The organism is Desulfomicrobium escambiense DSM 10707 (assembly GCF_000428825.1).
In the GTDB taxonomy this organism is placed as follows: domain Bacteria; phylum Desulfobacterota; class Desulfovibrionia; order Desulfovibrionales; family Desulfomicrobiaceae; genus Desulfomicrobium; species Desulfomicrobium escambiense.
The window spans coordinates 228,941-242,188 of the sequence record NZ_AUAR01000005.1 but is presented as its reverse complement, the minus strand read 5'-3'; the positions used below and the strand labels follow the sequence as shown (position 1 = coordinate 242,188).

The 13,248-nt window shown below is 64.4% G+C and carries 9 protein-coding genes and 1 rRNA gene; 3 read left to right on the top strand and 7 right to left on the bottom strand.

The features are described from left to right. Window positions 1–190, top strand: a 190-nt coding sequence (locus tag G394_RS21515) for a hypothetical protein (RefSeq protein ID WP_211226230.1), incomplete at its 5' end; no start/stop codon positions are given. Between the two features lie 7 nt (window positions 191–197). On the opposite strand, the gene rrf is transcribed toward G394_RS21515, so the two are convergent. The 5 genes from rrf to G394_RS0106640 form a co-directional block, all read right to left on the bottom strand. Continuing rightward, window positions 198–312 (bottom strand): 5S ribosomal RNA (gene rrf / locus G394_RS0106660). Between the two features lie 168 nt (window positions 313–480). Beyond that, window positions 481–1,509: a tRNA glutamyl-Q(34) synthetase GluQRS gene (gluQRS, locus tag G394_RS0106655; protein WP_245578280.1), complete on the bottom strand. Its 1,029-nt coding sequence runs from the start codon at window positions 1,507–1,509 to the stop codon at window positions 481–483. A gap of 71 nt (window positions 1,510–1,580) precedes the next feature. Next, a complete protein-coding gene (locus G394_RS0106650; RefSeq protein WP_028576993.1) occupies window positions 1,581–4,145 on the bottom strand; it encodes a cobyric acid synthase in 2,565 nt (854 codons plus the stop codon). After that, window positions 4,142–4,585 carry an alanyl-tRNA editing protein gene (locus tag G394_RS0106645; protein ID WP_028576992.1) on the bottom strand — a complete coding sequence of 148 codons (444 nt, stop codon included), beginning with the start codon at window positions 4,583–4,585 and terminating at the stop codon, window positions 4,142–4,144. The genes G394_RS0106650 and G394_RS0106645 overlap by 4 nt, the downstream gene beginning before the upstream one ends. Before the next feature lie 62 nt (window positions 4,586–4,647). Next, entirely contained in the window at window positions 4,648–5,265 is a 618-nt protein-coding gene (locus G394_RS0106640) for a LysE/ArgO family amino acid transporter (protein WP_028576991.1), read from the bottom strand. A 91-nt stretch (window positions 5,266–5,356) separates the two neighbouring features. Here G394_RS0106640 and G394_RS0106635 point away from each other — a divergent pair, with 91 nt between their 5' ends. Next, on the top strand, window positions 5,357–6,283 hold the full coding sequence (locus G394_RS0106635; protein WP_028576990.1) for a LysR family transcriptional regulator ArgP: 927 nt from the start codon (window positions 5,357–5,359) through the stop codon (window positions 6,281–6,283). Here the strand turns inward: G394_RS0106635 and G394_RS0106630 are convergent. After that, window positions 6,207–9,254 carry a PEP/pyruvate-binding domain-containing protein gene (locus G394_RS0106630; RefSeq protein ID WP_028576989.1) on the bottom strand — a complete coding sequence of 1,016 codons (3,048 nt, stop codon included), beginning with the start codon at window positions 9,252–9,254 and terminating at the stop codon, window positions 6,207–6,209. The genes G394_RS0106635 and G394_RS0106630 overlap by 77 nt on opposite strands. Before the next feature lie 120 nt (window positions 9,255–9,374). Further along, the gene (gdhA, locus tag G394_RS0106625) at window positions 9,375–10,721 is read right to left on the bottom strand and encodes an NADP-specific glutamate dehydrogenase (RefSeq protein ID WP_028576988.1); all 1,347 of its coding nucleotides are present in this window, start codon (window positions 10,719–10,721) and stop codon (window positions 9,375–9,377) included. Between the two features lie 320 nt (window positions 10,722–11,041). Here gdhA and G394_RS0106620 point away from each other — a divergent pair, with 320 nt between their 5' ends. Further along, on the top strand, window positions 11,042–13,174 hold the full coding sequence (locus G394_RS0106620) for an acetate--CoA ligase family protein (protein WP_028576987.1): 2,133 nt from the start codon (window positions 11,042–11,044) through the stop codon (window positions 13,172–13,174). Window positions 13,175–13,248 lie beyond the last annotated feature (74 nt).

Genomic DNA, 13,248 nt, shown 5'->3' with positions numbered 1-13,248 from the left:
ATCCTTGCCCAACCGGCAAGAGGAAATCGTCTCTATCGACTCACCCACTCACCGTCAAGCGCTTTTTTCAAGCTCTTTCAATTTTCCTTCGCTGAGCATTCTCCGCAAAGGCAGGGTTAACTTCTTAACCCTCTCTCCCGTTCCAGGTCAACCACTTTTTTGCCATGGCTGCACCCTTTGGGGAAGATAAAAAAAAGTCCTGGCGACGACCTACTTTCCCACCAGTGGACTGGCAGTATCATTGGCGCTGGAGGTCTTAACTTCCGAGTTCGGAATGGAATCGGGTGTGGCCCCTCCGCCGTGGTCACCAGGACGAAATATGATCTTTTCAATGAGCTTCTTTTTGCGCGGTGAGAAGTGCTCCTCACCGCGGAAGAAGGCCTCTATGTGACTCGACTCCGACCGTCAACAAAAAAATTCATTTCGCGTTGTTTTTTTTCCGGGACCACGAGCGTCTAACATTTTATATACTGAAATCATTCATTTTTTTAATCGAGCGAGAATGTCTTCAACATCAGGAGGAAGCGTTACGGCCCTTCGAGGCAGCCTGCGCCAATCGAACAAGGCTGTCAGGTCGTGCGGCTCGACCATGAAGGGGCGGTCAAGCAGACCGGCCCGATACGCCAGGTACCCCGTTATGGCGCGGGGCGAGACGCCGGCTTCCCGCAACGCTCCCAACCCGCATCCTTCATGACGTTTGGCCAAGCGTTCTCCGGAATGATCCAGCACCAGGGGGACATGCGCGTATTTCGGAACCGACTTGCCGAGAAGCTGAAAAAGAATGATCTGTCGAGGTGTGCACGGCAGGATGTCCGCCCCCCGGACCACGAGACTTATCTCCTGATCCATGTCGTCCACGGCGACAGCCAGCTGGTAGGACACCACTCCGTCGGAGCGGCGCAAGGGGAAGTCCCCTCCGCAGTCCATCCACCCCAGCCGCACTTCGCCATGCACCAGGTCATCGAAGACCGTCTCCGTTTGCCCATGCAGACGCAAGGCCGGCTTGCGCCCCTGCCTTTCGCGTTCGGCCCGCTCATCAGCCGAAAGCCCGAGGCAGGTCCCAGGATAGACGGGCCCGACGTCCTCGGCATGGGGGGCCGAGGCCATGGTCTTCAGTTCCTTGCGAGTGCAGTAGCAGGGATAGGTATGCCCCAGGCGGGTCAACGTCTCGATGATCTCTGCATAGCGCCCGAGGCGTTCGCTCTGCGTGTACGGACCGAACGGGCCGCCCACGTCGGGTCCCTCGTCCCAGTCCAGTCCCAGCCAGTCCAGGTCGCGCATGATGGCATCGGCGAAATGCGCCTTCGACCGCGCCGGGTCGATGTCTTCCATGCGCAGCACCAACCGCCCGCCGGCTGAACGGACGGCCAGCCAGCACAGCAGGAACGCCCAGGCATTGCCCAGGTGCAGATGGCCGGTAGGACTGGGAGCCAGCCGGCCGCGAACCGGCACGGGCGCATCGGATACAGGGGAGGTCATGGCCGATTTGGGGAACACGGTGTGGGGCATTTGTCAAGACGACCCGGGTTCACGCGCCGACGCAATCGCTGCGGAACCAGGAACACCTAGCAGGCCGGGAATTACCCGAGAAGACGGTATACCCGCTCCATGTCGAGATTCTCACGCACTACTCCCGCAAGGCGGTCCAGGGCGGCTTCCAGGTCGTAGACCGCCTGGACGCTCCGCAGCGGGGCCAGCCCCTTGCGCACCCGCAGGCGGTCCAGGAAGGACCGGCGGAACACATCGGCATCGAACACCCCGTGCAGATAGGTGCCCCAGACCATGCCATCCGTCCGGCCCCAACCGATGACGGCCTTGTCGGCGCGGCTCACGAACGCACGAACCGCTCCATCAAGAACTCGCGTCCGGCCGTGGTGGATTTCGTAGCCCCGCACCTCCTCGCCCGTGGGCAGGAAAACGCAGGCCGCCTGGCACAGCACCTTGTCGACCGCCATCTCCGTGGCCAATGGCAGCAGCCCCAGAGGACGGGCAGGGCGGCCGCCGCTTTCCACGCCTTGCGGGTCGTCGATCCGCTCCCCGAGCATCTGCAGGCCCCCGCAGACTCCGACGACTTCGGCGTGGCTAGCCAGCACGGCCTGGGCCAGGCCTGAACTCCAGAGGTAGTCCAGATCCGTGAACACGTTGCGCGAACCCGGCAGGATGACAGCGTCCGCCCCCTGCAGGTCCCGCGGCTCGCGGGCGACACGCACCTCCACGTCCGGCTCCGTTCGCAGCGCGTCGAGGTCCGTGAAATTGGAAATGTGCGGCAGATCCACGGCCACGACCGTCAATTCCGCCTTGCCGCCGTACGCCCGGGCCTCCTTGAAGCTGACCGAATCCTCCTCCGGCAGGCCGAGGTCATGCAGGTACGGCACCACGCCGAAAGTCTCCACCCCGGTGAAGCGGCGGACGTAGTCGACGGCGTCGCCCAGGAGCTCCCGCTTGCCCCGGAAGCGGTTGACGATAAAGCCCGCCACCATCGCCCGCTCCCACTCCTCCATGACCTCCATGGTGCCGACGAAGGAGGCGAAGATCCCGCCCCGGTCGATGTCGCCGGCCAGGAGCACGCGCGCCCCGGCATGGCGGGCCATACGCATGTTGACCACGTCGTGGGACTTCAGGTTGACCTCGGCCGGGCTGCCCGCCCCTTCGAGGACCATGACCTGGTGCGTGTTCGCCAGTTCGTCGTAGGCCGTGGTGATGGTCTCGAAAATTTCCGGCTTGTAGCGGATGTATTCCCCCACGCTCATGTTACCCACGGGCCGGCCGAGGACGATGACTTGGGAGCCGGTCTCGGAGTTGGGCTTCAAAAGCACCGGGTTCATGCGCACATCGGGCTCAAGCCGGCAGGCCTGGGCCTGCAGCACCTGCGCCCGCCCCATTTCGCCGCCGTCACGGGTCACGAAGGAGTTGAGGGACATGTTCTGGGCCTTGAACGGGGCGACGCTCAGGCCGTCCTGCAGGAAGATGCGGCACAGCGCGGCCGTCAGCACAGATTTGCCGGCATTTGAGGACAGCCCCTGCAGCATGATGGCCGGGGTCCTGCGGACCGGTTTGCGCCGGCGCCTGCCGGGCCCGAAAACTTCCTCCAGGGCTTCGACCAGCCGTTCGTTTTCCCCAGCGCTCCGGACGGCCACCCGGAAATAACCGGCATCCAGGCCAGCGTAATTGGCGCAATTGCGGATGAGGATCCGGTGCGGCAGAAGCCTGGTCTGCACGGCGGATGCGTCCGGACCTGGGCTGCGGCACAGTAGGTAGTTGGCGCTCCCCGGAAAGACGGTCAGCCCCAGGCCCGCGAAATCAGCCGACAAACGGCCCCGCAACCTGGCGACCGTCTCCACGGTCCGGGCTGCGTAATCAGTGTCGCGCAACGCTTCCTCGCCCACGGCCTGGGCCAGGACGTTGACACTCCAATCGGGCAGCAGCCCACAGACAGCAGAGCAGACGTCGGCAGCCCCGTAACCAAGCCCCAGCCGCAAGCCGGGGATGGCGAAGAACTTTGTCAGGGAGTGAAGCACGAAAAGATTCGGCCGGATGCGCGCGCCCAGCCGAAAAAGCCCGGGCACAAAGTCGGCGAAGGCCTCGTCCACCAGGAAAAAACTTGCCGGATGCCGGTCGGCCATGTCGAGAATGCGCTCAGGTTCGAGCAGGACGCCGGCGGGGTTTGATGGCTGGCCGAGAATGACCAGGGCGGGATCGGCCAGCAGCGATTCGACGCCTGCCCAGTCCAGGCCGAAGCCCGTTTCCGGCCGCAGGGTCAGACGCTCGCAGACAAGGCCCGCTGCCGCGCAGGCCCGCTCGTAGTCGCCGTAGCACGGCACGGGCAGCACGGCGCGGCGGATGCCCATGGAACTGCATACGCGCGGCAGGGCGTACAGCAGCTCCGAGGAGCCGTTCCCGGCCGTCACATTTTCCGGACCTATCCCCAGACGGTCCGCGGCCATCCGCCGCAGGGCATCGGCGCGCGGTTCGGGGTAATGTCCCGCCGAGGACAAGGCTCTGGCCACGACCGGCCGCAGCCAGGGCGGCGGACCCAGCGGGTTGATGTTGGCCGAGAAGTCCAGAATCTCTTCCGGGTCGCAGCCCAGAGTCTTGGCCGCGGCAATGACGTTGCCCCCGTGGGCGGGAAGAGCGCCCCCGGTCATGCGGGTCTGGCCAGTTTGAAGCGCAGCCTGAGCACGCCGTTCTCGAAGGAATGGGTGGTCAGGCGGAAAGCGCCGAGCACTCCGGTTCGGTCCGCGTGCTCGCCGATGCAGGGGCAGGCGTCGTAATCGCCGATGCGGACCACGCGCAGCTCGTCAGGCGCGCCTTCGGGCAGACGTTCGAGATTGAAGAGAGGCTCGGCCTCTGACCTGGCCATGTTTTCGGCGAAGACAGGCAGGTCTGCGGTGATGACGGCGTTCACCCTTGCCTCCACGTCGCGGGCCTCGACCTCGGTCAGGTCGCGGTCGAAATGGTAGTCGCACTTGGCCTTGTCGGGGTTGACGTGGGCCGAAAAGCAGCGACCGCAGGCGAAGAGCCGGTCCATGGTCTGATTGAGGATGTGTTCCGCCGTGTGCATGCGCGGGTCGTAGTTCTTGGCCATCGTTCCTCCGTTGGGGAGGTGATAGCCGCCGCAGGCTGCGGGGTAAAGTGCCCGTGACGACGCTACGCGCCCAGGGCTCCCTTCACCAGGGACGCGGCCACTCCCCACATGGTCAGGCCCACCAGAACGTCGAGCGCGGCCCAGGAGCGCGGATGGCGGAAAAAGGGCAGCAGCAGGCGCGCGCCGAGGCCCAGGGCCAGAAACCAGGCCAGGGAGGCCGTGGCCGCACCGGCGCCAAAGAGGAAACGCTCCGCCTCGGGGTAGCGGCCGCCGATGGAGCCGAGCAGGAGCACTGTGTCCAGGTAGACGTGCGGATTCAGGTACGTCACGGCCAGCGTGGCGGCCACGGTGGCCCCGAGGCCCATACGCACGCGCTCCCCCGGTTCGAGACCGCCCGAGCGTAGCGCCGAACGAAAGGAACGCAGGCCGTACCAGAACAGAAACACGGCGCCGAACCATGTTGCCCATGCCGCGAATTCGCTGCTTTGCGCCAGAACCACGCCCATGCCGGACAGGCCGAGGGTGATGAGCAGGGCGTCGCTCATGGCGCAGATGAGCGCCACCGTGAGATGATGGTTGCGGTGCAGGCCCTGGTTCAGCACAAAGGCGTTCTGGGCCCCGATGGCGATGATGAGGCCGGCCCCGGTCCCCATGCCCTGCAGAAATGGCGTCGTGATCATGATGTTCTCCTTGCGCTGTGTTGCCCTGGCCAATAAGGGAGAACGAGACATAAGGAAAACGAATAATTTTTCTTCATCATAAAAAAATATTATGCTCGATACCAAACACCTCCAGGCCCTGGCCGCGGTCATCACCGAACAGAGCTTCGAAAAGGCCGCCCGCGCGCTCTTTCTGACTCAATCCGCCGTTTCCCAACGAGTCCGCCAGTTGGAGGAGCGGGTGGGGCAGATGCTCGTGGTCCGGTCGGCCCCGGTACGGCCCACGCCGGCAGGCATGGCCGTGCTGCGGCATTTCCGGCAGCTCTCCATGCTGGAGCAGTCCCTCTTCGAGGAACTGGCCCCGGAACGGTCGGACGATTTCGTCACGGTATCCCTGGCCGTCAACGCCGACAGCCTGGACACATGGTTTCTGGCGGGCGCGCGGGAAATCCTGGCCGAGGCCAAGGTACTCCTGGACCTCATCGTCGACGACCAGTCCGTAACCCACGCCTACCTGCGCTCGGGCGAGGTGCAGGGCGCCATCACCTCGACCCCGGCAAATTTCCAGGGTTTGGCGACCCGCGATCTGGGCGACATGGAATACCTCTGCGTGGCCACGCCCGACTTCCGGGCCCGGCACTGCCCGGGCGGCTTCGACCTCGAGGCCGCAGGCCAGGCGCCCATGGTCATGTTCAGCCACAAGGACGCCCTGCAGCACGAATTCCTGCAGCAGCGCTTCGGCCGGGAGGTCAGCCCGCCCGTGCACGTCATGCCGTCCAACATCGGCTTCCAGGGGCTCATCCTCCAGGGCGGCGCCTTCGGCATGGTCTCGCGCAACCTGGCCGAACCGCACATGAAAAACGGCGAACTCGTCGACCTCGCCCCCGGAGAGACCCTGCGCGTGCCCCACTACTACCAGTGCTGGAGCCTGCAGAGCGCTCTTTCGGAACGCGTCGGCGACATCATAGTGCGCACGGCCCGGGCCCACCTTGCGCCCCGCTCCCCGTCGCGCAGCACCCCGGGGCAGGCGGGACGATAATCTCCCGCCCCCGGCCACCTTCGTCATCGGGGATGATGGCGCAGTGCGAAGTCCGACCGTCGACCTTGATGCGCATGGGCTTCCGCAGCCGGACATGCACGACATGCTCGTCCATGCTCGAGACCTCCTGCGCCTCCAGCCAGTCCCAATCGAAGCGCTCCCCATCCTTGCCTGAAACCATGATGTAGTTGATGCCCAGCGTCGTGATGTTGTGGAAGAAATGCGAGCCCTGCGACGGCTCCACCCGCAGCTGGGCCGAGGCGGTCTCGACGATGGCGGCAACGCCGCAGATGTCGTTCCATGCCACGGGGATGCCGAGCCAGCGGTCCGCGGTGCCCCAGCGGCCGGGGCCAACCAGCAGGTACTTGCGCCCCGCGTCCATGAGCAGAGCGTTGATGCGCCCGATTTCCGCCGCGATCTGCACCGTCTTCTCCACCTCGAAACCCGAGGGCCGGACATAGACGATATCCTCCACGTCCATTTTCTCGGCGTTGCCCAGGGCGTGGGTCGACAGGCAGAAGGCCCGAGCCCGGTCCTCCTCGCTGATGGTCACGCGGTTCAGGTCGGCCCGCGCCGACATGGGGCGCAGCTGCAGGAGCGAAAACACGGGCTTGCGCTCCTTGCCGGGGTAGAGGTTGCAGGCGAACTCCATCTCCACGGGGCAGCCCATGGCCGACTCGGCCACGGCCATGACATCCTGGAGGATCTCGGCCAGGGGCAGGATTTTGTGCTTGAGGACCGGGGCGAAGAGGAGCACCCGCGGCCGGTCCGGGATGGAAGCCGTGTCGCGGATGCGCCCTTCCTCGGGAAGGAACGTCGAGGCCACGAGCGGTAGCGGGCCCGTGGCCTCGGCCTCGACGATGTTGCGTCGGACCAGGGAAAAGTCCGTACGCGGCCAGGGCCAGCGCTCCAGAGACAGACTGTAGAATTCGGTCTGGGCCGTGCGAAGGGCCAACTCCACCGTCGGGCACTGGGGCAAAATGTTGGGATGGCGCGGCGAGAAGCGCAGGGTCTGCCCTCCGTCCACGACGATCTTGCCGAAACCCAGGGCGATGGTCGCCACCCCGTCCTCGGGCTTCATGCGCCCGAAGGGGTAGTAGTTGTAGGACTGGGCCACGCCGGAAATGGCCGGGTAGAAGTAGCCGCCGTAGTCCTCACCGATGACCTGCTGCACGAGCACGCCCATCTTCTCCTCGTCCGTGCGCTGGCTGACACGACGCGAAAAGGCCTTGGGCGCCTGGTAGAAGGTCGAGGCCCAGACCTGCTTGATGGCCAGGATCATCTCCTCCAGCCGGGTATCGAGGTCCGGATGGTTGTTGGGCACCATGATGGTCGAGTAAAGCCCGGCGTAGGCCTGGAACTGCGCGTCCTCCAGCAGGCTCGACGAGCGCACGGCCAGCGGGTGGCGCACCTGGGTCAGATAGGCCTTGAGTTGGTTGCGCAGCCATCTCGGAAAGCGCGCCTTCCCGACGGCCTGCAGCACCTCCTCGTCCGGGATGTCCATTTCGGCCAACCCCTTGAGGTCGTTCATCTTGACAAAGGAGTCGAAGCCTTCCGTGGCGATGGCCAAGGTTTTGGGCATGGCGAACTCGACGCCGGGATACTTGTCCTGCAGGGCCGGGATACGGTTCAGAAGCGAAAACAGGAACGCCAGCCCCCTGGCCTTGCCGCCCAGGGAGCCCTCGCCGATCTTGAAGAAATCGGTGGTCGGGTCGAAATCCTTGGGGTTGAAATTGGCCACGATGCCCTTCTGCCGCTGCTCCCGTCGCATCCGGACCATCTTCAGCACGCCCTGCCGCAGAAGCTCCGGCGAGGCGAAATCCTTCTCGCTCATGGGCCGCAGGCGGTCGGCGAGCTCGAATTCCGTGCGGGCGAAGAACCACCGCGAAAAATCGTTGTGCCGGGAATGGTGGACAAGGACATCGGCGGGCATCGTCTTGAGGCACTCCTCAAGGGCGAACATGCTTCCGGCCCGCGCGATTTCGCCGCCATCTGCGTCGCGGAAGACGAAATCCCCGAAACCCAGGCGATCCAGCACAAAACGCCGCACATCGGCCAGCAGCGTCGGCGAGTTCTTGTCGACGAAGTTGGCCGGGATGTCCTGCGCCCTCCTGGCGTTCTCCGGCTCGTTGCTCATGAGCAGCAGCGGAATGTCGAAGCGCTGGGCCTTGATGGCGGCCAGCAAATCGACGCCCGCGGACGGGTCGAGCCGCCCGGCCCGGGGGTAGCGGACATCGGAGATGACGCCCAGGACATAGGGCTCGAATTTCCGGAACAGGTCCAGGCCGTCCTCGAAGGTGCCGGCCAGGAGAATCTTGGGCCGGCAGCGCATGGTCAGCAGACGGTGTTCCTGGTTGAGCCCCTGCCGGATGACCTCCTGGGTCTGCACCACAAGCTCCCGGTACAGGATGGGCAGCAGGCAGGACTGGTAGCGCGGCGAGTCCTCGACCACGATGATGACGCGGATGCCCACGCTCCTCGTGTCGAAGTCCACGTTCATGGCGTCTTCGGCGTTCTTGACCAGGGCCACCAGCAGGTCGGCGTTGCCGGTCCAGACGAACTGCCGGTCGATGCCCTCGGCCGGGCTCTCGCCGGGCAGGAAGACCTCGCGGTGGGTCAGGAGGTAGACGGGGATGCCGAGATTCAGCTCCTTGATGCGCCGCCCCAGGGTCAGGGCCTCGCGCTCGGCCAGCTGCGGCATGAGGATGATGAGTTCGAAGGTCCGCTCGGCCAGGAAGGCCAGGGCCTCGTCGGCGCCGGACGCCCAGGTCAGGCGCGGGGGGCGGCTCAGGTTGAGTCCCTGGTACTCGGACACGATGCGTTCCGAGAGCTTGCAGTCCTCCTCCATGACCCAGGCGTCGTAGGCCGTGGAAACAAGGAGGATGTTCTGGACCTTGCGGGCCATAAGGTCGTGGAATTTGCGGAACTCCGAATCCTGGGCCACGAGCTGCAGCGCGGGGGTGAAGGGCATGTCGTCTCCTCCTTGGGATGGACGCGAGCCTACCCAAAGCCGGTCCTGCGAGCAACGCGGCCGGGCAAAGAAAAAAGCCGGCGAACCGGCTTTGCAAAATTGAGGCTGGGGAAAGTCCGATCAGACCACGCCTTGGTCCAGCATGGCGTCGGCCACCTTGACGAAACCGGCGATGTTGGCCCCGGCCACGTAGTTGAAGGGCTTTCCGTAGGCCTCGGCCGTATCCATGCAAACCTTGTGGATGGTCTTCATGATGAGCTTCAGGCGGTCGTCCACTTCCTCCCTGGTCCATTTGAGGCGCATGCTGTTCTGGGTCATCTCCAGGCCCGAAACCGAGACGCCGCCGGCATTGGCCGCCTTGCCCGGCCCGAAGAGCACGCCGTTGTCCTGGAGGATGCGCACGCCGTCGTGGTTGGTGGGCATGTTCGCGCCCTCGGCCACGGCCCGCACCCCGCCGTCGACCATGTGCTGGGCGTCGGTACCGCGTATTTCGTTCTGCGTGGCGCAGGGAAAGGCGCAGTCCGCCTTGTGGGACCACAGGGGATTGTAACCCAGGCCGAAATCCACGGGCGTGTAAACGGCCTCGGGATAGGCGTCGGCATACTCCTTGACCCGTCCCCGGCGGACATTCTTCAGATGCTTGATGAAGGCCAGCTTTTCCGTGGTGATGCCGGCCTCGTCATAGATGTACCCGGACGAATCCGAAAAGGTGATCGGCGTGCTGCCCATCTGCAGGAGCTTCTCCATGGTGAACTGGGCCACGTTGCCCGAACCGGAGATCAGGCTGCGCGTGCCTTCGAGGGTCTTCCCCTTGGCCCCGAGCATCTCGGCGGCGAAATAGACCGCGCCGTAGCCCGTGGCCTCGGGCCGGACGAGGCTGCCGCCCCAGGATGCGCCCTTGCCCGTCAGCACGCCCGTAAATTCGTTGCAGAGCTTCTTGTACATGCCGAACATGAAGCCGATTTCGCGCGCGCCCACGCCTATGTCGCCGGCTGGCACGTCGGTGTTGGGGCCAATGTGACGAAAGAGTTCGAGCATGAAGCTCTGGCAGAAGCGCTGCACCTCGGCGTCGGACTTGCCCTTGGGGTCGAAGTCCGCCCCGCCCTTGCCCCCGCCCATGGGCAGGGTGGTCAGGGAATTCTTGAAGACCTGCTCGAAGGCCAGGAACTTGAGGATGCCGAGGTTCACGGACGGATGGAAGCGGATGCCGCCCTTGTAGGGTCCGATGGCGCTGTTCATCTGAATCCGGAACCCGCGGTTGACGTGGACTTCGCCCTGATCGTCCATCCACGGGACCCTGAAGATGACGACCCGCTCCGGCTCGACCATGCGCTCCACGATCCCCGCGCGCCGGTATTCGGGATTGCGCTCCAGAGCCGGCGCAATGGATTCCATGACTTCGCTCACGGCCTGATGAAATTCGACTTCGCCCGGATCCCGACGCTTGACCAGTTCCAGAATCTCCATGCTCATGTCCGCCCTCCGCGGTTGGCTGATGTTCAGACTGCCATAGCTCAAAAAACCGAAAAAGACCTTGCCGCCCGTATCCTCCCAACTTTGCTTCAGGTCAAGGGAGTTCGGCATTTTCCCTGCCAAAACGACTATATATTGAACGATGAACGTTCGTCTGGCCTTCCTTCCGCCGAATCTGCGTGTCATAATGGCGTTTGACGCGCTTTGCATCCACACCGCAGCAGCGAGTGCTGACGGGGTACAATGAGCGCCCTCTTGCAAAAATTCTTGGCCGCCCTCATGATTTGCAGACACCAAACCAAGGAGACTCCTACATGAAACCATCCCAGCTCGGATTCGAACAAAGCCGGATTCTTCTGGACGCCTACGGCATCCCCGTCCTGGGACGCATGGTCCGCAGCCGGGAGCAGGCCGTGCGCACGGCGCGGGAACTCGGTTTTCCCGTGGCCATGAAGACAGTCTCCAGCGAAATCATCCACAAGACGGACTTGGGCTGCGTGCTGCTGAACCTTCCCGAGCAGAGCGCCGTGGAGACCGGCTACGACCGGCTCATGGAGAATGTCCGCGCAGCGGGTGTCGACGCCATCGACGGCATTCTGATCCAGCCCATGGTCAAGGCAGGCCAGGAAATCCTCATCGGGGCCACCCAGGACCCGAGCTTCGGCCCCATGACCATGATCGGCTCGGGCGGACGCTTCGTGGAACTCTTCGCGGACGTGGCTCCGGGCATCGGCATCCTCGAAGAAAAGGATGTCCGCGCCATGCTGGGCAGGACCATGGCCGGGAAAATTCTGGACGGCTTCCGCGGACCGGCCCTGGACAAGGCCGCCGTCATCCGCCTGGCCATGAGCGTCTCGCGCTTCATGGCCGAGCACCCCGAGATCCACGAACTCGACCTCAACCCGGTCATCGTCTACGAAAAGGGTTTCGCCATCGTCGACGCCCGCCTCATCGCCGGCGAACCCGTCCACTACCCCAGCCGGACCGACATCTCCCCGGGAACCATGGCCAGCCTGCAGACCATCTTCAACCCAGCCTCCATCGTCATCTACGGAGCCTCCAACACCGGCACCGTGGGCGGCATCGTGCTCAAGAACCTGCGCCGCCTGGGCAAGGTCTACCCCATCAACCCGCGCACGGACATGCTGCAGGGCATGCGCTGCTACCCAAACCTGGAGAGCCTGCCGGAGGTGCCGGAGGTGGCCGTGTTCGTCGTCAACTCCGAGACCGTGGTGCTGGAGTTCGAAAAATTCTGCCAAGCTGGGGGCAAGGGCGCCATCATCATCAGCGACGGCTTTGCCGAGTCCGGCCGGCGGGAGCTGGAAAACCGCCTGCGGGACCTGAGCCAGCAGTACGGCGTGAGCTACATCGGCCCCAACTGCCTGGGCGTCATCGACAATTTCTCCGGGCTCAACACCATGTTCATCCCGCCGCATCGCACAGGCATCATCCGCGAACCCGGCGGCATCGGCATCATCTCCCAAAGCGGCGGCATCGGCATGGAGCTGATGGAGATGCTCGACGCCGACCGGGTGGGCGTGGGCAAGTGGGTCTCCTGCGGCAACTCCAGCAGCGTGGGCGTGCCGGAAATCCTGGCGCACATGGGCCAGGACCCGCGCATCGACGTCGTCGCCATCTACCTCGAAGGCCTGTCCGAAGGCCTCAAGCTCATGGAGATCGGCCGGCAGGTGGCGGCGGAAAAGCCCGTAGTCATCATCAAGGGCGGCTCCGGCGGCGGCAAGGAGGCGACCATGTCCCACACGGCCTCCCTGGCCGGCAGCCACGAAGCCTTCCGGGCCTGCTGCTCCCAGGCCGGGTTCTACCTTATCGAGGAACTGACCGAAGACCCCAAGATCATGGTCAACGTGCTGTCCATCCTGACCACCCAGCCCCGGCCCAAAGGCAAGCGCACGGCCGTGGTCAGCGTCGGCGGCGGCGCGGCCGTGCTCCTGGCGGACCAGATCACGGCCGAAGGCATGGAACTGGCCCAGTTCGCCCCCGAAACCCGGCGGCGCCTGCAGGACCTGCTGCGCGAGAACATCAAGGCCGCCAGTCCCGACGATCTGGAACAGATGCTGATCAACGTCGGCAACAACCCGCTGGACCTCCTCGGCAACTGCGACGACCGGCGGCTCATGCGCGCCCTGGAGATCATCGCCGAGGACCCGAACACCGACGTCATCATGGCCGCCATCTACCTGCAGGTGCCCTACCTGTCCGAGTACCTGCCCGAACGGCTGGTGGAATTCAGGCGCACCATCGGCAAGCCCTTCATCGTCTCCCCGCGCGGCCTGTCCACCCATGTCGCGAGATTCAGGGAATACCTCTATGCCAAGCGCTTCCACACCTACACGGTGCCCATGATCAAGCCCCTGAGCATGGCTCTGGACATCTGGCAGCGCTATGATCGCAACTTCATGAGCGAGGCGGAACTCAGAGAGGAGTGAATGGTGGGGGCACAAGCGTCGTTCATGCGAAGGAGGGAATTTTTACCCACGAGGTCTGCATAACAAAGGTTCAT